This window comes from Microbacterium sp. NPDC056003 (genome assembly GCF_042274785.1).
Taxonomy (GTDB): Bacteria; Actinomycetota; Actinomycetes; order Actinomycetales; family Microbacteriaceae; genus Microbacterium.
On sequence record NZ_JBHJXQ010000003.1, the window covers coordinates 259,837 to 278,902 of the forward strand.

The 19,066-nt window shown below is 71.8% G+C and carries 15 protein-coding genes; 9 read left to right on the plus strand and 6 right to left on the minus strand.

The features are described from left to right. The first annotated feature begins 158 nt into the window (after nucleotides 1-158). The 3 genes from ACFC1W_RS13615 (at nucleotide 159) to ACFC1W_RS13625 (ending at nucleotide 4,319) form a co-directional block, all read left to right on the plus strand. Nucleotides 159-761: a PadR family transcriptional regulator gene (locus tag ACFC1W_RS13615; RefSeq protein WP_375993471.1), complete on the plus strand. Its 603-nt coding sequence runs from the start codon at nucleotides 159-161 to the stop codon at nucleotides 759-761. 309 nt (nucleotides 762-1,070) lie between these two features. Next, the gene (locus ACFC1W_RS13620) at nucleotides 1,071-2,840 is read left to right on the plus strand and encodes a DEAD/DEAH box helicase (RefSeq protein ID WP_375993473.1); all 1,770 of its coding nucleotides are present in this window, start codon (nucleotides 1,071-1,073) and stop codon (nucleotides 2,838-2,840) included. Nucleotides 2,841-2,966: 126 nt separating this feature from the next. Beyond that, on the plus strand, nucleotides 2,967-4,319 hold the full coding sequence (locus ACFC1W_RS13625; protein ID WP_375993475.1) for a hypothetical protein: 1,353 nt from the start codon (nucleotides 2,967-2,969) through the stop codon (nucleotides 4,317-4,319). A 66-nt stretch (nucleotides 4,320-4,385) separates the two neighbouring features. Here ACFC1W_RS13625 and hpf read toward each other — a convergent pair whose 3' ends face one another. From hpf to mtrA, 5 genes are all read right to left on the minus strand, one after another. Next, nucleotides 4,386-5,045, minus strand: coding sequence for a ribosome hibernation-promoting factor, HPF/YfiA family (gene hpf / locus ACFC1W_RS13630; protein ID WP_375993478.1), 660 nt, complete (start codon nucleotides 5,043-5,045; stop codon nucleotides 4,386-4,388). A gap of 88 nt (nucleotides 5,046-5,133) precedes the next feature. Continuing rightward, the gene (locus ACFC1W_RS13635; protein WP_375993480.1) at nucleotides 5,134-5,832 is read right to left on the minus strand and encodes a ComF family protein; all 699 of its coding nucleotides are present in this window, start codon (nucleotides 5,830-5,832) and stop codon (nucleotides 5,134-5,136) included. 91 nt (nucleotides 5,833-5,923) lie between these two features. Continuing rightward, complete coding sequence (locus tag ACFC1W_RS13640; protein WP_375993483.1) at nucleotides 5,924-7,606, minus strand: LpqB family beta-propeller domain-containing protein; 1,683 nt, start codon at nucleotides 7,604-7,606, stop codon at nucleotides 5,924-5,926. After that, entirely contained in the window at nucleotides 7,603-9,318 is a 1,716-nt protein-coding gene (gene mtrB / locus ACFC1W_RS13645) for an MtrAB system histidine kinase MtrB (protein WP_375993485.1), read from the minus strand. The genes ACFC1W_RS13640 and mtrB overlap by 4 nt, the downstream gene beginning before the upstream one ends. A gap of 7 nt (nucleotides 9,319-9,325) precedes the next feature. After that, complete coding sequence (gene mtrA, locus ACFC1W_RS13650) at nucleotides 9,326-10,006, minus strand: MtrAB system response regulator MtrA (protein WP_191763466.1); 681 nt, start codon at nucleotides 10,004-10,006, stop codon at nucleotides 9,326-9,328. Between the two features lie 232 nt (nucleotides 10,007-10,238). Between mtrA and ACFC1W_RS13655 the strand changes: the two genes are divergently transcribed. The 6 genes from ACFC1W_RS13655 (at nucleotide 10,239) to aqpZ (ending at nucleotide 16,659) form a co-directional block, all read left to right on the plus strand. Next, complete coding sequence (locus ACFC1W_RS13655) at nucleotides 10,239-11,543, plus strand: glycerophosphoryl diester phosphodiesterase membrane domain-containing protein (RefSeq protein ID WP_375993489.1); 1,305 nt, start codon at nucleotides 10,239-10,241, stop codon at nucleotides 11,541-11,543. Continuing rightward, on the plus strand, nucleotides 11,540-12,238 hold the full coding sequence (locus ACFC1W_RS13660; protein WP_375993492.1) for a DUF4129 domain-containing protein: 699 nt from the start codon (nucleotides 11,540-11,542) through the stop codon (nucleotides 12,236-12,238). The genes ACFC1W_RS13655 and ACFC1W_RS13660 overlap by 4 nt, the downstream gene beginning before the upstream one ends. Beyond that, nucleotides 12,235-13,449, plus strand: coding sequence for a DUF4350 domain-containing protein (locus ACFC1W_RS13665; protein ID WP_375993495.1), 1,215 nt, complete (start codon nucleotides 12,235-12,237; stop codon nucleotides 13,447-13,449). The genes ACFC1W_RS13660 and ACFC1W_RS13665 overlap by 4 nt, the downstream gene beginning before the upstream one ends. Continuing rightward, the gene (locus ACFC1W_RS13670; protein ID WP_375993498.1) at nucleotides 13,446-14,435 is read left to right on the plus strand and encodes an AAA family ATPase; all 990 of its coding nucleotides are present in this window, start codon (nucleotides 13,446-13,448) and stop codon (nucleotides 14,433-14,435) included. Before ACFC1W_RS13665 ends, ACFC1W_RS13670 begins: the two co-directional genes overlap by 4 nt. Nucleotides 14,436-14,444: 9 nt before the next feature. Then, a complete protein-coding gene (locus ACFC1W_RS13675; protein WP_375993501.1) occupies nucleotides 14,445-15,746 on the plus strand; it encodes a DUF58 domain-containing protein in 1,302 nt (433 codons plus the stop codon). A 124-nt stretch (nucleotides 15,747-15,870) separates the two neighbouring features. Continuing rightward, complete coding sequence (aqpZ, locus tag ACFC1W_RS13680; RefSeq protein ID WP_375993504.1) at nucleotides 15,871-16,659, plus strand: aquaporin Z; 789 nt, start codon at nucleotides 15,871-15,873, stop codon at nucleotides 16,657-16,659. Between the two features lie 65 nt (nucleotides 16,660-16,724). On the opposite strand, the gene katG is transcribed toward aqpZ, so the two are convergent. Continuing rightward, entirely contained in the window at nucleotides 16,725-19,034 is a 2,310-nt protein-coding gene (gene katG, locus ACFC1W_RS13685; protein WP_375993507.1) for a catalase/peroxidase HPI, read from the minus strand. Nucleotides 19,035-19,066: the final 32 nt, after the last annotated feature.

Sequence of the window (19,066 nt, forward strand, 5' to 3'; positions counted from 1 at the left end):
CGGTGCCGCCGGGGCGCATGGCCCCAGACATACCTGCCTATGTTATCCACCCGTGACCTTGGTGTGCGCTGGGTGTGAGCGATGACCGCCGTCTGCATTCCACGTATGTATATGCTCGGCAACTACATACGCGGTATGCACCTGAACGGAGACCGTCCATGTCGGTGAGACAGACCCTGCTGGCCATCCTCGATCAGGGCCCCTGCTACGGCTATCAGCTCCGTGCAGAGTTCGATCGGCGCACCGGGTCGACGTGGCCGCTCAACGTGGGCCAGATCTACAACACGCTCGACCGCCTCGAGCGCGACGGACTCGTGGAGAAGGGTGATGTCGACGCCCACGGGCACGTCTACTGGCAGATCACGGATGCCGGCTCCGCCGAGGCGCGCACGTGGCTCGCCTCCCCCGTCGAGCGCTCCCAGGGCACGCGCGACGCCCTCGCGATCAAGCTCTCGGTCGCCGCCACCCTGCCCGGTGTCGACGTGGGCGAGATCATCCGGACGCAGCGCCGTACGTCACTCGCGCAGCTCGAGTCGCTCCGCAGCGCAACCTACGCCGGCGCCGACCGCGACAGTCCCGAGGCTCTGGCGTGGTCGCTCGTCGTCGACTCGATGGTCTTCGCCGCCGAGGCCGAGGCCCGCTGGCTCGACCACGCCGAGCAGCTCCTGGCGCGGCATCCCGATCACGCACTGACCCTCGAGCTCTCAACCGAGCGCCCCAAGCGCGGCCGTCCGGCGAGGGCCGAGGCATCCGTCGCCTGATCCCCGTCGGGAAGACCTGAGACGGATCCGACCCGGCGGACACCTCCCTGATGAACCGCTGGAGAGGACGTGCCATGACCACCGCAGTGCCCGCGATCGACCCCGCCGCCATCCACCTTCCCCCGACCGAGCCCATCGACATCACCGAGCTCGCCGCTCAGTCGCTCCGCCCGCGCTGACCCCGCCGCGCGCGCTCGCCTCCCCCGCAGCGCGAGTTGCGAAGGGCTCCCCCACGGGCCGAAGACGACGAGCGGATGCCGCGCCCGCGGCGTCCTGTCGCCTCCCAGGCGGCACGCACTACCCTTAAGCGTGACCGAAACGGCAGAGACGACCGAGACCGACGCTCCAGCAGAGCCCGCCCCCCTGACCTTCGCAGACCTCGGATTGGGCGATGCGGTGCTCAAGGCGCTGCGCGACGTCGGCTACGAGACGCCGTCGGCGATCCAGGCCGCGACCATCCCGCCGCTCATCGCCGGCCGCGACGTCGTCGGCCTGGCGCAGACCGGCACCGGCAAGACGGCGGCCTTCGCACTGCCGATCATCGACCGGCTCGACCTGTCGCAGAAGAACCCACAGGCGCTCGTGCTCGCCCCCACGCGCGAGCTGGCGCTTCAGGTCTGCGAGGCCTTCGAGAAGTACGCCTCGCACCTCAAGGGCGTGCACATCCTTCCCGTCTACGGCGGCCAGGGCTACGGCGTGCAGCTCTCAGCGCTGCGCCGCGGCGTGCACATCGTCGTCGGCACGCCCGGCCGCATCATGGATCACCTCGACAAGGGCACGCTCGACCTGTCGGAGCTGACGTACCTCGTGCTCGACGAGGCCGACGAGATGCTCAAGATGGGCTTCGCCGAGGACGTCGAGACGATCCTCGCCGAGACGCCCGACACGAAGCAGGTCGCACTGTTCTCCGCGACGATGCCGGCGCAGATCCGCCGCATGTCGCAGCAGTACCTCCACGATCCGGAAGAGATCACCGTCAAGACCAAGACGACGACCTCGGCGACGATCTCGCAGCGCTATCTGATCGTGTCGTTCCAGCAGAAGATGGACGCGCTCACCCGCATCCTCGAGGTCGAGAACTTCGACGGCATGATCGTCTTCGGCCGCACCAAGAGCGTGACCGAGGAGATCGCCGAGAAGCTCCGTGCCCGCGGGTACTCCGCCGCCGCGATCAACGGCGACGTGGCGCAGGTGCAGCGCGAGCGCACCGTCAACCAGCTCAAGTCGGGCAAGCTCGACATCCTGGTGGCGACGGATGTCGCGGCCCGAGGCCTCGACGTCGAGCGCATCTCGCACGTGGTCAACTTCGACATCCCGACCGACACCGAGTCGTACGTGCACCGCATCGGCCGCACCGGCCGCGCCGGCCGCTCCGGCGACGCGATCAGCTTCGTCACACCGCGCGAGCGGGGGCTGGTGCGCGCGATCGAGCGCGCGACCCGGCAGGAGCTCACCGAGATGCAGCTGCCGAGCGTCGATGAGGTGAACGTCACGCGCCTCTCGCGCTTCGACGACGGCATCACCGCGGCCCTCGCCGAGACCGAGCGCATCGATCGCTTCCGCGACATCGTCGCCCACTACGTGCGCAACCACGACGTGCCCGAGGTCGACGTCGCCGCGGCTCTCGCAGTGGTGGCGCAGGGCGAGACCCCGCTGCTCCTCGAGCCCGAGCCCGAGCGCCCCCGCTACGAGCCGCGCGACCGTGACGACCGGCGCGGCAGCCGGTTCGACCGCGACGACCGGGGCGAGCGCCCCGAGCGGCGCCAGCGCACCCCGCGGGAGGGCATGGCGACCTACCGCATCGCCGTCGGAAAGCGTCACCGCGTCGAGCCGCGCCAGATCGTCGGCGCGCTCGCGAACGAGGGCGGCCTTCGCCGTGACGACTTCGGCGCGATCCAGATCCGCCCGGACTTCTCGCTCGTCGAACTGCCCGCCGACCTTCCGCGCGGCACGCTCGACCGGCTGTCCGACACGCGCATCTCGGGCCGACTGATCGAGCTGCGGCTCGACACCGGCGGTCCCGGACGCCGCCGCGACGACGGCGACCGTCCCGCCCGCAAGCCACGTCACCGCGACTGACGGACGCGCCCGCGGGCGCAGTGAGCGCTGCCGGGTCCCGGCTCGGACGCGCCGACGCCGCGGGTGGCGTCCACAGCCCCTGCGGCGCTCAGCCCGCTCCCCGCGACCGCCCATAGGATCGAAGGCATGGCCGGATTCTGGGGCAGACGCAAACGTGACAACGCCGAGCTCGCCGCGCAGGACGCCGATCTGGCGCGCCGCGCCCGGTCGTCGCTCGTCGCGGCCGACGAGCGCATCCGGGTGACGACCGACGAGCTGTCGTTCGCCGAGATCGAGCTGGGCGTCGAGCCCACCAAGGACCTCCGCGACGCCCTCGAGGCCGTGCGGACTCACATGTCCGAGGCGTTCCACCTGCACCAGCTCAACCACGACGAGATCCCCGACACGCCCGAAGAGCTGCGCACCCGCAACGCGCGCATCGTGCAGCTCTGCGAGTGGGCCGAGGAGCTCCTCGACGACCGCACCGAGGCGCTCGCCGCCCCCATCCAGCGGGCCCGCCGAGCTCCGGAGATCATCGCGGGCGTGCGCGCGGACGCCGAGCGGCTGCGCAGCCGACTCCCCCAGGCCCGCGAGACCATCCAGCGCCTCGCTGCGCGGTACTCGGCGCAAGCGCTCGCTCAGGTCGAGGCCAACCCCGCGGAGGCGGAGCAGCTGATCGGATTCGCCGAGCACAGCGCCGGCATCTCGGAGCGGCGCCGCGAGGCGGGTCAGCGCGAGCAGGCGAACCTCGCGCTCGAGGCGTGCACCGAGGCCGCGCGCCGCGCGGCGACGCTGATCGATGCCGTGGAGACGTTCGAGGTCGAGGCCCTCCGCGCCGAGTCGACGCTGTCGGCCATCGTCGAGGACTCCCGCGAAGACATCGTCGTCGCCCTGAAGGAGCCGCACAACCCCGAGGTGAGCGCGGCGATCGCCAGGCTGCAGGACGCTCTCGCGTCGCTGCCGGCGGCGGGCGTCAACACCGACCCGTTCACCCTGCTGTCGCGGCTGCGCGAGGCGAACTCCGGACTCGACGAAGCGATCGCCAAGGCGCGCGAGCGCGCCGCCCGCCCGATCCCGCCGTTCGAGCACGTCCGTCACTCGATCGATGACGCCGACCGGCAGCTCGCGGTCGCGCGGGACGTCATCGCCGGGCACCGCGGCTGGATCGGCGCCGACGCGCGCACGCGCCTGGCCGAAGCCGAACGCATCCGGATCGATCTCGACCGCTACCTCGGCATGTCGGCCAGCGCGGCGACGATGATCGACGACGACCACCGTGAGCAGGCCATGGCGATGTCGCGCCGCGTCGCGTTCCTCGCCGGCGAGGCGCTGCAGCTCGCGCAGCGCGACATCGACTCCTCGCGCCCGCAGGGCGGCCCCGATCAGTGGGGCGGCCCGCAGCAGGGCTGGGGCGGAGGTCGCCGCGGCGGCAGCGACCTCATGGGCGGCATCCTCGGCGGCCTCGTGATCGGCAGCATCCTCGACGGCTTCATCGACTGACACCGCACGACAAGAGACGGATGCCCCGGCCTTCCGGCCGGGGCATCCGTCGTCGTCAGGGTGCGCCTACGAAGCGACCGCCTCGGGGGCTGCCTGCGTCGTGAGCGAGATCACGCCGTAGTCCCAGCCCTTGCGGCGGTACACGACGCTCGGGTGGTCGGTGCGGGCGTCGACGAACAGGAAGAAGTCGTGGCCGACCAGCTCCATGCGGTCGACCGCCTCCTCCACCGACATCCATTCCGGCTCGAACTCCTTCGTGCGGATGACGACGGGCGTGTAGCCCTCCTCCTCTTCGTTGCCGGTGATGATGGGGATCTCGCCGGTCGCGACGGCGCGGAGCACGTCGACGGACGCCGGCTGCAGATCGATCCCCTGGATGGCGCCGCTTCCCTTGTCGAGCTTCGCGCCTCGCGGGTGGTTGCGAGCGTCCACGCGCTTGTCCTTCGCACGTCGCAGCTGCTCGCACAGCTTGTCGACCGCGAGATCGAGCGCAGTGAACTTGTCACCGTCAGTGGCCTCGGCCCGAACGATCGGACCCTTTCCGGTGACCGTCAGTTCGACCGTGTCGTCCTCCACACGTCCGTTGTGATACGCGCGGTGAGTGACCTTGACGTCCACGCGCTGAGCGCGCGGAGCGAGGTGTTCGATGCGGGCGGCCTTGTCTTCGACGACCGAGCGGAAGCGATCCGTGATCCCCACTCCCACGCCGACGATGCTGGTTTCCATCCCTGACCTCCTTGTTCCGGTCCACCCGGCCAAGGGCGGACCATCAGTCGCCTTGTCCCTCCCACGCTATCCCGGCGGGGTGCACCTGTCACCTGTGAGTTTCCGATGCGACGGACCCGCGTGTCCCACCGTTCATCCGGCGCGGAGTGGCGGCCACCGTGGCGCCTCCGACCACGTCGGCGCCCGCCTCGCGGAGCGCCCGAACCGCTTCTGCGAGCGTGACGCCGGTCGTCACGACATCGTCGATCACGATGACGCGGAGGGACGCGGCATCCCTCGAGATCATGCTCTTCGCCACGTTCGCGCGGCGCTGGTCGCGACCGAGCCCGCGCTGATCGGCGGTGCGCCGCACCGCCCGCAGCAGGTGCCGCACCGGCAGCCCCGCACGCCGCGCCAGCAGGTCGGGCACACGGTAGCCGCGGCGGCGGAACGAGGCGCGCGAGGTCGGCAGGGGCACGAGGACGGCGTCGGGCTGTTCCAGCACCGCGACGGCCGCACGGAGTGCCGGAGCGAGCGCACGCGCGAGCGGTGTGCGGCCCTCTTCCTTGACCGCTCGCACGATCCGCGCCGTCACGCCCTCGAACCGCAGGCCGCTGCACACCGGGACTGCGCCGCCGACCGCGTCCACCCACCGCGTGTCGACCCGTGGCGCGAGCGCGAGCCGGCACTGCTCGCAGACGTCGGCATCGGGCGCACCGCAGCCCGCGCACACGACGGGGAGGAGGAGGGCGAGCGCGCCGGCGAGCGCCTCGCCCACGAGGGCCGGCACCGGCAGATGCGACGTCATGCGGTCGACTGTGACGAGGATCGGGATGCCGTGCCGGCCGCGCCGCGCATCCGGGGACCGCCCCGCACCGGAGCTGGCTGGGGAGGAGCGGTTACTCGGGCGCGCCCTGCTGCGTCGCGAGCAGGAGCACATCGGACGCCGTCGGCTGCCAGCCCGTGCCGCGCTTGACGTAGAGCGTGCCGTCGTCGGCGCGCAGTCGGGCGCTCGAGAGCGACGTGCCGCCGGCGATGGTCACCATCCCCGCCGCGGCCGAGCTCCGCGTCCCCGCGCCGCCCACGACCTGCTCGAGGATCGCGGAGCCCTCGGCGTCGCCCGAGAGCACCCCGACCGAACCGTCGTCGAGCCAGGCGAGTCCGATCCCGTTCGCGACCTCGGCGAGCTGCACCGGGGCGCCCAGACGAACGGGAACCCGATCGGTCCCCCGCACGATCCCTGCGACCCACAGCCCGCTGCGGCCCCCCGCCGACACGATGGCGGCGACTCGGCTGCCGTCGCGCGACACCGCCATCGCGGTGATCGAGGTCGTTCCCGGCCACGCGTCGGCGACGTCGACGGCGCTCAGGTCCGGCAGGATGACCCTGACCGCGGCCGGCTCTTCGCGCGGCACGCTCCAGACCATGCCGAAGGGATCGATCGACGGATCGACCAGACCCGGCCGGGAGTCGACCACCTCGAAGGTCTCGTCCTCGCGGAAGCGCATCACCTCGCCCGTCTCCAGCCGCGCAGCGGCCACCTCACGGTCGGGGGCGAGCTGCAGCGCGACGGGCGTGTACTGCTCCACCAGCGGCGAGATGCCGGGCACCGGGTCGAGGGTGTCACCGCCCGTGATGAAGCCGAAGCCGTCGGCGGTCAGGACGAGCGGCGCGCCGGGCACCCGCGTGGAGCGCACCCGCACGGCCTCGGCGTCGATGGGCACGGACTCGACCGTGAGCTCGACGTCGGTGATGTTGGCCGTGCGCAGACTCTCGAGCAGCTGGGTGTACATGCGGTCCAGGGTCTGCGGGTCGGCCGAGAGCGCAGCCTCGTTGAGGTCGACCTGCGCGACGTTGCCCGTCACCGGCACGGCCGCGACGACTTCCACGCTCTCGGGGAACGCGGACTCGACCGATTCCGCGAGCCAGTCGCTCGGCGGCCCGTTCACCAGCGCACGGGCGACGCGGCCCGCCGAGTTAGTGGTCGGGAACCATCGGGCATCGGGCACGAGGTACTGCCACGAGGGATCGAAGTACATGACGCCGTAGCGGTGGAACACGCGCGGGAACACGTTCTCATCGAGGACGACACCGTCGGGGGCGAGGCTGATGCGCCACTCGCCGTCCTCTTGGACCAGCTCGAACGGCAGCACGCGCTCACCGACCGCGGCGCGCTCGTATGTGCCGAGGTCGTCGACCGTGGCGAGCGCAGTGATCGCCAGCTCGACGTCGCCCTCCGGCGTCTCCGTCGGCACGCGATCCTCGAGGACGTCGACGGTCACGGCCGCTTCGGGATTCCAGACGCTCGCGAACTCCTCGGTCAGGAACTCGCGGGCGCGGTCCCACCTCGCCCCGAGACCCGGCCCGGAGCCCGCCCGCACGAATCCTTCGACGATCTGCACCGGGGTCGCGCCCGGCTGCGGGCTGTCGGGCAGGAGGAACGAGATCTCCTCGTCGTCGGGCGCATCCGCCGTGCCGAGTCCGTAATTGATGCGGCCGCTCGTGGGCAGGCCCGCGCAGGCGGTCAGCACCAGGGCGAGCAGCGTGATGAGGGCGATCGGGATGCTGCGGCGCCGGGTCATGACGCACCTCCCCGGGTCGCGCCATCCCGAGCTCCCGTCGCGTCCTGGCGGTGAACCTGGATGGGCTGCGTGAGCCCGAGGTCTTCGACCACGCCGACGGAGTCGTCGCCGGGATCCAGGGGGATCGGCGAGGGGCCGATCAGCGGTCCGCCGCTGCGGGGCAGCGTGAGGACGAAGTTCGTGCCGCGCCCGAGCTCCGACCACACGGCCAGCTCTCCGCCGTGGAGCCGTGCGTCGCCGAGGGCGATCGAGAGCCCGAGGCCCGTGCCGCCGATCGTGCGCGTGCGCGAGGGGTCGGCCCGCCAGAACCGGTCGAAGACCCGCTCCACCTCGTCCTGCTTCATGCCGAGGCCGTAGTCGCGCACGCCGAGCGCCACCGCCTGCTGGTTGCTGTCGACGGTGACGACGATCGGGCGACCCTCGCCGTGCTCGATCGCGTTGCCGAGGAGGTTGCGCACCACGCGGCGCACGCGTCGCGGGTCCATGTCGACCGGCGAGTACCCGCCCGGGGCGACGAGGCGCACGTCGCTGCCGTGCTGCTCGGCGAGCTGCTCCATCGAGGCGATCACGTCCTCGGCGAGGTGGGCGAGGCTCGTCGCCTCCAGCTCGAGCTGCACCGAGCCGGCGTCGTAGCGGCTGATCTCGAGCAGGTCCGTCAGCAGGGTCTCGAACCGCTGCACCTGGTTGTTGAGCAGCTCGGCGGCGCGCGCGGTGGCCGGATCGAAGTCCTCGCGCTGGTCATTGATCATGTCGGCGGCGAGACGGATCGTCGTGAGCGGCGTGCGCAGCTCGTGCGACACGTCCGACACGAAGCGCTGCTGCACGAGCGAGAGGTCGGCGAGCTCCTTGATCTGCGACTCGATGCTGTCGGCCATCGCGTTGAAGGAGCGCCCCAGCGTCGCCAGCTCGTCCTCGCCGCGCACCGGCAGTCGCACGCCGAGTTCGCCCGCCGCGAGCTTCGCACTGGTGTCGGCCGCCTCGCCGATCGGCGTCGTCACCGAGCGCAGGACGAACCAGGCGATCCCGCTGATGAGCAGCACCAGCCCGATGCCGACGATCCACAGCGTGCTCTGGACGAAGCTGAGCGTCTGCGGCGCGTTCTCGAGGTCGTACGCGAGATAGAGCTCGTACGCGGCCACGCCCGGGACGGTCAGCTGCTGGCCTACGACGATGCCGGGCACCGTGGAGCCGTCGTCGGTGGGCATGGCGATCGACTGCCAGACCTGCCGGTCCGCGCTCGCCCTCACCGCCTCGCGCAGCGACTCGCTGATGGAGTCCTCGAAACGCAGATTGCTGGTGAAGTCCTGGGGTGCCGACGGCGCCGGCGGACCGATGCGGAACGCCGCGCGCATGTCACTGGACGACTGCGCGGCGAGCGTGCTCTGCACGAGGATCATCACGTTCTGCAGCTGCACGCTGTCGCTCTGCGCGGTCGCACTGTCGAGCGTCGTCTGCGCGGCGGACGATCCGCGCAGCGCGTCCTGGAGCACCTGGTCCTTGCGCGAGACGAAGAGGTCGTTCTGGATCGCGAGCGCCATCCACACGCACGCCACGATCACGGCGAGCGCGGTGAGCCCGAACGTGACCAGGATCGTGCGGAACCGCAGCGACCGTCGCCACAGCGCGGCGATGTTGCCCGGCCAGGCACGCCAGTCACGCCACCCCGTGAGCGGTGTGCGGGTGGCCGTCACCCCCGTGATCGGGGCCGTCATCGTGACCTCAGACGACGGCACCGGCGCGGTAGCCCACGCCGCGCACCGTGGTCACGATCTTCGGGTTGTCGGGGTCGAGCTCGACCTTCGCGCGCAGACGCTGCACGTGGACGTTCACGAGACGCGTGTCTGCCTTGTAGTGGTACCCCCAGACCTGCTCGAGGAGCATCTCGCGCGAGAACACCTGCTGCGGCTTCGACGCGAGCGCGACGAGCAGCTCGAACTCGAGCGGTGTGAGAGCGATGGGGGTGTCGCCGCGACGCACCTCGTGCGCGGCGACGTCGACGGTCAGGTCGCCGATGCGCAGGTGGTCGTTCGCGGGCTGACTCGCGGGGCGCAGCCGCGTCTTGATCCGCGCGACGAGCTCCTTCGGGTTGAACGGCTTGACGATGTAGTCGTCGGCGCCCGACTCGAGGCCCTTCACGACGTCGGCGGTGTCGGTGCGCGCGGTCAGCATGATGATCGGGATGCCGGACTCGGCGCGCACGCGGGTGCAGATCTCGATGCCGTCCATGCCCGGGAGCATGAGGTCGAGGAGGATGAGATCGGGCCGCTCGGTGCGCCACGCGTCGACGGCCTTCGCCCCGTCTGCGCAGAACGCGGTGTCGAACCCCTCGGTGCGCAGCACGATGCCGATCATCTCGGCGAGGGCGGTGTCGTCGTCGACCACCAGGATGCGTGAAGTCATCGCGCGGTTCGTCCTTCTTGTCGGGCACGCAGGGCACGGCGCGTTCGGCGCCGTCCCCCTGCGCTCCCCACAGAGTAGTGGACCCCGCCTGAGGAGGGGCCCAAGACGAACCGTGACACCGCCGAACGCCGGGGATGAACGCCCTGGGAGCCCTCGGCGGATGTGACACGATAGGGATCAGCCAGCGAGGCGCTCCGCCCCATGCGGACAGCCCGATCCAGAGAGGGAGACCGTGACCGCCTATCCGGCCTGGACACCGGCATCCCGCCCGGGCATCATCCCCCTCCACCCGCTGCCGTTCGGCACGATCCTCGGCCGCTCGTTCTCGGCCCTCCGCCAGAACCCGCGCGTGCTGCTCGGGTTCGCCCTCGTCGTGCAGACGCTCGCCTACCTCATCGTGACGGCCGCCATCGTGGGTGTCGCGTGGGCGTCGTTCACACGGCTCGACACGCTGCGGTTCGGCACCGAGGAGTTCGAGGCCGTCATGGCCGGGTCGATCGCGATCACGATGATCGCCGGCCTGGTGCTGGGGCTCGCCGCCGGTGCGCTCGGTGTCGTCGTGCAGGGCATCGTGGTGATCGAGGTCGCCCATGCGGCGGTCGCCGAGAAGCTGAGGCTGTCCGCGCTGTGGCGACAGCTGAGGCCGGTCGTGTGGCGGCTCATCGGGTACACGCTGCTCCTCACGCTCGCGGTGGTCATCGTGACGGGTGCCGTCGTCGCGGCGATCGTCGGCATCGCGATCGCGGCGGGCCCCTTGGCCATCCTCTTCACGGTGATGGCGATCCTCGCCGCCATCCCGCTCACGCTGTGGCTGATGATCAAGCTGCTGCTCGCGCCGTCGGCGATCATCCTCGAGCACGCCACGATCGGCCAGGCGGTCGCCCGCTCCTGGCGGCTGACTCGCGGACGCTTCTGGCCCGCACTCGGCGTGATCATCCTGATCTCGCTGGTCTTCGGGTTCGTCGCCCAGATCGTCAGCGTGCCGTTCAGCTTCCTGAGCACCGGGCTCACCACCGTCATCGCCCCGACCGGCGACCCCGAGCCCTCCGCGATCATCGCGATGATCGTGGTGCTGCTGCTCACCCAGGTGGTCACGCTGCTGCTGCAGTCGGTGGCCGTGGTCGTTCAGTCGACGGCGACCGCGATCATCTACATCGACTGCCGCATGCGGCACGAAGGACTCGACCTCGACCTGCTCGCCTATGTCGAGCGGCGCGACGCCGGCGCCACGGCTCTGCCCGACCCGTATCGCGAGCACATCGGCCGCGCCATCGCGCCGCGTCTGCCGCAGCCCGCGTATGCCGTGCCCCCGGGCTACCCGCCCGCCTACGGCCAGGCGCCCGCAGCGCCCTACGGTCAGGTGCCGCCCTACGGCCAAGCCCCCGTGACGCCCCCGTACGCGGCGCAGCCGACGCCTGCACCGCGGCCGGCACCGCAGCCGGCACCGACCGAGGAGCATCCCGCACCCGCACCGACCGCCTGGACCGCCCCCGGCACTCCGGCCGACGGCGTCGACCGAGAGTCGCCGTGGGCTTGAGCGCCGGCCTCTCGCTCGGCGCCGTGGTGACCGCCGGCGCGCTGAGCCGCGCCACCCACGCCGGTCCGCTGACGCCCGAAGGCGACGAGGCGCGGCGCTGGGCCGAGCAGGAGCTGTCCGACCCGGTCTACGACGTCGCCGAGCCGACGCCCTTCGACCGGATCGCCCGGGGTGTCGCCGACTTCTTCGAGCGGCTCTTCGCGACCGAGCTCTCCGGCGAATGGGGCCCCGCGGTCGCGGTCGTGGCGGCGATCGTCGTGCTCATCCTGATCGGGGTGGCGTTCGCGATCTGGGGCATCCCCCGTTCCTCGCGTCGTGCTCAGGTCCCGTCGTCCTCGCTGTTCGGCGAGGCCGAGATCCGCTCCGCCGCCGAGCTCCGGTCGGCAGCGGAGTCCCACGCCCGCAAGGCCGAATGGGACGCGGCGATCGTGCTGCACTTCCGCGCGCTGGCACGGGGATGCAGCGAACGCGGGGTCGTCGACACGCCTCCCGGCGCGACGGTCCACGCCTTCGCGCGCGCGGCCGCCCGCGTATTCCCCCCTCTCGCCGACGAGCTGGAGCGGTCCGCGACCGCCTTCGACGACGTGCGCTACCTGCGGCGTCCCGGAACCGCCGCCCTGTACCGGCAGGTGGCCGAGACCGACGGCGCCGTCGCCGCCGCGAAGCCGCTCGTCGCGACGGAGGTCCCGGCATGACGGCCGTCGCGGCGCCACCGGTCACCGCCGGACTGCCGGCGTCCCCGGGGCGCGCTCGGCGTGTGACGACATGGATCGTCATCGCCGTGGCGCTGCTCGCTATCGGCGGCATCGGCACCGTGATCGCCGCGGCGGGCGAGTGGGCGCAGCGCGACGCGCTCGATCCCCAGTCGGCCGGTCCGAGCGGTACCCGCGCGCTCGTCGAGGTGCTCCGTGACCAGGGCGTCGAGGTGCGCGTGGTGCGCGACCACGTCGACGCGGGCTCCGCGCTCGACGGCGCCGCGGCGACGCTCGTGCTCCCCGACACCCCGGCGCTCTCCGACGAGGGCCTGCAGGACCTCGTCGACCGAGCGGCCGACGTCGTGCTCATCGAACCGCGTGCGCGATCGCTCGACCTCCTGCTTCCTGGAACCGAGACCGCCGGGTATGCCCCCTTCGGCACCACCGGTCCCGACTGCGACCTGGGTGACGCGGTGCGCTCGGGCGCGATCGAGCCAGGGATCGTGCTCGCGCCGCCCGACGCGGACGCGGGCGCCGGAAGCGACATCTCGGCGTGCTACCCGGCGGGAGACGGTTACGGGCTGGTCGCGGGGCCGCACGGCGACGGTCGCGCGACCGCGATCGACGGCACCGACCTCTTCACGAACGCGCGTCTCGCCGAGGACGCTAACGCGGCACTCGCGATCAACCTGATGGGGCGGCATCCGCTTGTCGTCTGGTATCAGCCCGGCACGGGCGACACCGACATCGCCGACACCGACCTGTCGCTCGGCGAGCTGACCCCGCCGTGGGTGAGCCCCGTCATCGTGCTCCTCATCGTCGCCGGGATCGCCGCCGGGATCTGGCGCGGACGCCGGTTCGGTCCGCTCGTGGCCGAGCGCCTCCCCGTGACGGTGCGCGCGTCCGAGACCACGGAAGGTCGCGCACGGCTCTACGCCCAGTCACGCGACGCCCTGCACGCCGCCGACCAGTTGCGCATCGGCACCCTCGGTCGCCTGGGCCGTGCGCTCGGCCTCGGTCCCGCCGCTTCCGCGCCCGAGATCTCCGACGCCGCCGCTGCGCGTGCGGGGATCGACGCGGGCGCCGCGCGCCGGATCCTCCTCGACGACATCCCCATCACGGATGCCGATCTCGTCTCCCTCAGCCTGCAGCTGCGCCACCTCGAGGACGCCGTGCACGCGGCCGTCCGTCCGGAAAGGAACCCTCGATGACCGACACTCCCCCGATCGACACGGCCGCCGCCGACGACGCCGCGCTGCGCGAGGCCATGAACCGGGTGCGCGTCGAGGTGGGCAAGGCGGTCGTCGGGCAGGACGGCACCGTGACCGGCCTGCTCATCGCGGTCCTCGCCCGCGGCCACGTCCTCCTCGAGGGCGTGCCGGGTGTCGCCAAGACGCTGTTGGTACGCGCGTTCTCGACGGCGCTCGGCCTGGACACCAAGCGCATCCAGTTCACGCCCGACCTCATGCCCGGCGACGTCTCGGGCTCGCTCATCTACGACGCACGCTCGGGCGAGTTCGAGTTCCGCGAGGGGCCGGTCTTCACGAACGTCGTCCTGGCCGACGAGATCAACCGCACTCCGCCGAAGACCCAGGCCGCACTGCTGGAGGCGATGGAGGAGCGCCAGGTCTCGGCCGACGGCGTCACGCGACCGCTGCCCGATCCGTTCCTCGTGGCGGCCACGCAGAACCCGATCGAGCACGAGGGCACGTACACCCTGCCCGAGGCCCAGCTCGACCGGTTCCTGCTCAAGCTGATCGTCGACGTGCCCGCCCGCGACGCGGAGCTCGCGGTGCTGCGGCGTCACGCGAGCGGGTTCGATCCGCGCGACCTCGCCGCGGCGGGGCTCGAGCGCGCCGTGACAGCGGGCGAGATCCGCGCGGCGCAGCGGGCCGCGGCATCCGTCACCGTGTCGGACGTCGTGCTGGGCTACGTCGTCGACCTCGCGCAGGCGACCCGCCGCAGCCCGTCGGTGCAGCTCGGGGTGAGCCCTCGTGCCGCGACCGCGCTGCTGGCCGCCGCGAAGGCGTGGGCCTGGCTCGGCGGGTACCCGGCCATCACGCCCGACCACGTGCAGACGATGCTCCTGCCGACGTGGCGCCACCGCATCCGCCTGCGCCCCGACGCCGAGCTCGAGGGCGTCTCGGTCGACGCGGTCCTCGGCTCGGTGGTGCAGCAGACCCGCGTCCCCATTTGAGTCCCACCCATGTACCTCACCGGACGCACCCCCCTCCTCGTCGCCGTCGGCGCCGTGCCCGTCGTACTGCTCTCGCTGGCCGGCGTGGACGCGTGGCTCGCGGCGTCGGCGTGGCTGGCGGTCTGCGTGATCGCCGTCCTGGCGGACGCCGCACTCGCGCCCGACCCGCGTGAGGTGACGGTGGAGCGACGGATGCCGCGCCGCGTGCTGCTCGGCGAGCCCGCGGTCGCCGAGGTCGGTCTCCGCAACACGGGGTCGCGCACGCTGCGCGGGCGCTTCCGCGACGCGTGGCAGCCCACCGCGGGCGCGCCGGCCGAACGCGTGCCCGTCGTGATCCCTCCCGGCGAGCGTCGCATGGCGACGATCCCCCTGATCCCCCGGCGCCGAGGCGAGCTGACGACGGCGTTCGTCGTGATCCGCTCCGACGGACCGCTGCGCCTGGCCGGGCGTCAGGCGAAGATCGACGCGCGGGGAGCGATCCGGGTGCTGCCGCCGTTCACCGCCCGCCGTCATCTGCCCTCGCGCCTCGCCCGGCTGCGCGAGCTCGACGGCAACACCAGCGTCCAGGTGCGCGGCCAGGGCACCGAGTTCGACAGCCTGCGCGAGTACGTCCGCGGCGACGACGTGCGCGCAATCGACTGGCGCGCGACGGCGCGCTCGACGACGACGATGCTGCGCACGTGGCGCCCGGAGCGCGATCGCCACGTCGTGATCGTCGTGGACACCGGACGCACGTCGGCCGCACGCGTCGGGGACGGCGTGCGCCTGGATGCTGCGATGGAGGCCGCGCTGCTCCTCGCGGCGCTCGCGAACCGCGCAGGTGACCATACCCACCTGCTGATGTTCGACCGGGTGATCCGGGCCCGCGTGACCCGGGTGGACGGCCCGGCCCTGCTGCCGGCGCTCGTCGATGCGATGGCACCGGTCGAGCCGCAGCTCATCGACACCGACTGGGACGGCGCCTTCGCCCAGGTGCGCGCGCTGACGTCGCGTCCGTCGCTCGTCGTGCTCCTCACCGCGCAGGACGCCGCCGACGCCGCACGCGGCTTCCTCGGGTCGCTGCCGGGACTGACCGCGCGCGCCCACGTGCTCGTGGGCACCGTCACCCAGGAGGCCTCGTCCCGCGAGCAGCGGCCGGACGCGGCATCCGTCTACCGCGACGCAGCCGCCCAGAAGACCGCTCAGGATGCCGCGACCGTCGCCGCCGCGATCGCGCGCACGGGCGCCGAGGCGATCGCCGACAGCCCGGAGCTGCTCCCCCCGCGCATCGCCGACCGCTACCTGGCCCTGAAGGCGGCCGGCCGGCTCTGATCCGAACGCACCGCTCCCCGCGCCACCGCTCCGTGACGCGGCGCACCCGAGGACACTCCGCCTCCCCTTCCTGGGAATCACCTGACAGTGGCGGTACCCTCGCGACGAGGAAAGGGGTCTGTCCATGTCCGACACCACCACCACGCCTACCACCGCGAACAAGCTGGTCGCGGAGGCGCTGGGGACGTTCCTGCTCGTCTTCGGCTCCATCGGCGCGGCCCTGTTCGCGGCCGACTTCGGCACCGGGTCGAACGGCTCATCGCTCGGCATCGGCTTCATCGGCGTCTCGCTGGCCTTCGGCCTGACCCTGCTCGCCGGCATCTACACGTGGGGTCCGATCTCCGGAGGGCACTTCAACCCGGCAGTGACCTTCGGGCTCGCCGCCGCGGGGCGCTTCCCGTGGAAGGACACCCCCGGGTATCTGATCGCGCAGATCGTCGGTGGCGCGCTGGCGACGACGCTCATCGTGCTGATCGGCATCTTCGGACCCACGGGCTGGCTCGCCGCCGCGCAGGACGGCGGGTTCGCGAGCAACGGCTTCGGCGAGCAGTCGCCCGGCGGCTTCGGCCTGGGCGCCGCCATCGTGGCCGAGATCCTCTTCACAGCGGTCTTCCTGCTCGTGATCCTCGGCGTGACCCACCCGCAGCGCGGCACCGCAGGGTTCGCTGGGCTGGCGATCGGCCTCACCCTCACGTTCATCCACCTGGCGTCGATTCCGATCGACAACACCTCGGTGAACCCGGCGCGATCCATCGCCACCGCCATCTACGGCGGCCCGGCGGCACTCGGCCAGCTGTGGGTGTTCATCGTGTTCCCGCTCGTCGGCGGTCTGCTCGCGGGCTTCCTGCACCGCGCGCTGTTCGAGCCCAAGGGCTCGGTGCCGCCCGCCCCCAAGGAGGCGCGCGTCAAGTAGCGCCCGCCCGATACGACGGAGCGGCCCGCCCCCTCGGGGACGGGCCGCTTCGTGTTGCCGTGCGGTCAGACGAGGTCGAACCGGTCGAGCTCGGTGACCTTGCCCCAGGCCTTGGCGAAGTCGCGCACGAACTTCTCCTTCGCGTCGTCCGAGGCGTACACCTCGGCGACGGCGCGCAGCTCGGAGTTCGAGCTGAACAGCAGGTCGACGCGCGTGCCGATGCCGACGGGCTCGCCCGAGCCGTCCTTCGCGCCCGAGAACGCGTGCGAGCCGGGGTCGAGCGGCTTCCACGTGGTGCCGAGGTCGAGCAGGTTCACGAAGAAATCGTTCGTGAGCACGCCCTTGCGGTCGGTGAAGACGCCGTAGTCGGAGCCGTCCCAGTTCGTGCCGAGCACGCGCAGACCGCCGACGAGGACGGTCATCTCGGGAGCGCTCAGCGTGAGGAGGTTCGCGCGGTCGATCAGGTGGTGCTCCTCGGGCATGAACGCACGCGGGCCGTAGTAGTTGCGGAACCCGTCGGTGATCGGCTCGAGGAACGCGAAGGACGCGGCGTCCGTCTGCTCCTGCGTCGCGTCGGTGCGGCCCGGGTGGAAGTCCACCTCGACCTCGACGCCCGCGTCGCGGGCCGCCTTCTCGACCGCGGCGTTGCCGGCCAGGACGATGAGGTCGGCCAGCGACACCTTCTTCCCGTCGGTGCGGCCGTCGTTGAATGACGCCTGGACCTGCTCGAGCTTGGCGAGCACGGCGGCCAGCTGCGCGGGCTTGTTGACCTCCCAGTCCTTCTGCGGCGCGAGGCGGATGCGGGCGCCGTTGACGCCGCCGCGCTTGTCGCTGCCGCGGAACGACGACGCCGCCGCCCACGTGGTCTCGACGAGCTCGGACACCGTGAGGCCGCTCTCGAGGATCTGCGCCTTCAGCGCAGCGGCGTCCGCCGCGTCGATCAGCTCGTGGTCGACCGCGGGGACGCGGTCCTGCCACAGCAGCTCCTCGGCGGGGACCTCCGGGCCCAGGTACCGGTCGATCGGTCCCATGTCGCGGTGGGTGAGCTTGAACCACGCACGGGCGAATGCGTCGGCGAAGGCCGCGGTGTCGTCCTTGAAGCGACGCGAGATCTTGTCGTACTCGGGGTCCATGCGCAGAGCGATGTCGCTCGTGAGCATGCGCGGCTCGCGACGGCCGTCCGAGTGCGCGAGCGGCACCATGTCGGCCCCGCCGCCGTTGATCGGACGCCACTGGTGGCCGCCGCCCGGGCTGCGCATGAGCTCCCACTCGTACGCGTAGAGGATGTGGAAGAACTCGTTGTCCCAGCGCGTCGGGTGGTAGGTCCACGTCACCTCGAGGCCCGACGTGATGGTGTCGTCGCCGTGGCCGGTGCCGAAGTTGTTCTTCCAGCCCAGTCCCTGCTGCTCGAGCCCGGCAGCCTCGGGGTTCTCCTCGATGTTGGTGTCGGGCGCGGCACCGTGCGTCTTGCCGAAGGTGTGGCCGCCGGCGATGAGCGCGACGGTCTCCTCGTCGTTCATCGCCATGCGGCCGAACGTCTCGCGGATGTCGCGGGCGGACGCCAGCGGGTCGGGCTTGCCGTTGGGGCCTTCGGGGTTGACGTAGATGAGGCCCATCTGCACCGCAGCGAGCGGCTTCTCGAGCTCACGGTCGCCCGAGTAGCGCTCGTCGTCCAGCCACGTGGTCTCGGGACCCCAGTACACGTCGGCGTCGGGCTCCCACACGTCGGCGCGGCCACCGGCGAAGCCGAACGTCTTGAAGCCCATCGACTCGAGGGCCACGTTGCCGGCCAGGATCATCAGGTCCGCCCACGAGAGCGACTGACCGTACTTCTTCTTGACCGGCCACAGCAGACGGCGCGCCTTGTCGAGGTTCACATTGTCGGGCCAGCTGTTGAGCGGGGCGAAGCGCTGCTGGCCGGCGCCGCCGCCACCGCGGCCGTCGGTGACGCGGTAGGTGCCGGCGCTGTGCCACGCCATGCGGATCATGAGCGGGCCGTAGTTCCCGAAGTCGGCGGGCCACCAGTCCTGCGACGTGGTGAGCGTCTCGGCGATGTCGGCCTTGACCGCCGCGAGGTCGAGCGCCTCGAAGGCGGCCTTGTAGTCGAAGCCCTCGTCGAGCGGGTTGGCCACAGCCGGGTTCTTGGCCAGGATCTTCAGGTTCAGCTGGTTCGGCCACCAGACGCTGTTCGCGTTCCCGCTCGTCGGGTGCGGCTGGCCGCCGTGGATGACGGGGCATCCCTCGGCCTCGTTCGGACGCGGGCGGGTCTCGCCGTCCTCGCGCTCCTCGACCGGGGTGTCGATCGGCGTGACCGCCTGGTCGGCGTCGGTCGGGTTGGTGCCGATGGGCTCAGCGCCCTCATGGTTGGCGTCCATGGGTTTCCTTCCTGGTTCAGATGGATGAAGAG

Excerpts from the sequence above, each read along its gene's own strand:
- ACFC1W_RS13615 (WP_375993471.1), top strand. The coding sequence starts at position 159 with ATGTCGGTGAGACAGACCCTGCTGGCCATCCTCGATCAGGGCCCCTGC.
- ACFC1W_RS13625 (WP_375993475.1), top strand. The coding sequence starts at position 2,967 with ATGGCCGGATTCTGGGGCAGACGCAAACGTGACAACGCCGAGCTCGCC.
- hpf (WP_375993478.1), bottom strand. The coding sequence starts at position 5,045 with ATGGAAACCAGCATCGTCGGCGTGGGAGTGGGGATCACGGATCGCTTC.
- ACFC1W_RS13635 (WP_375993480.1), bottom strand. The coding sequence starts at position 5,832 with ATGACGTCGCATCTGCCGGTGCCGGCCCTCGTGGGCGAGGCGCTCGCC.
- ACFC1W_RS13640 (WP_375993483.1), bottom strand. The coding sequence starts at position 7,606 with ATGACCCGGCGCCGCAGCATCCCGATCGCCCTCATCACGCTGCTCGCC.
- mtrB (WP_375993485.1), bottom strand. The coding sequence starts at position 9,318 with ATGACGGCCCCGATCACGGGGGTGACGGCCACCCGCACACCGCTCACG.
- mtrA (WP_191763466.1), bottom strand. The coding sequence starts at position 10,006 with ATGACTTCACGCATCCTGGTGGTCGACGACGACACCGCCCTCGCCGAG.
- ACFC1W_RS13665 (WP_375993495.1), top strand. The coding sequence starts at position 12,235 with ATGACGGCCGTCGCGGCGCCACCGGTCACCGCCGGACTGCCGGCGTCC.
- ACFC1W_RS13670 (WP_375993498.1), top strand. The coding sequence starts at position 13,446 with ATGACCGACACTCCCCCGATCGACACGGCCGCCGCCGACGACGCCGCG.
- ACFC1W_RS13675 (WP_375993501.1), top strand. The coding sequence starts at position 14,445 with ATGTACCTCACCGGACGCACCCCCCTCCTCGTCGCCGTCGGCGCCGTG.
- aqpZ (WP_375993504.1), top strand. The coding sequence starts at position 15,871 with ATGTCCGACACCACCACCACGCCTACCACCGCGAACAAGCTGGTCGCG.
- katG (WP_375993507.1), bottom strand. The coding sequence starts at position 19,034 with ATGGACGCCAACCATGAGGGCGCTGAGCCCATCGGCACCAACCCGACC.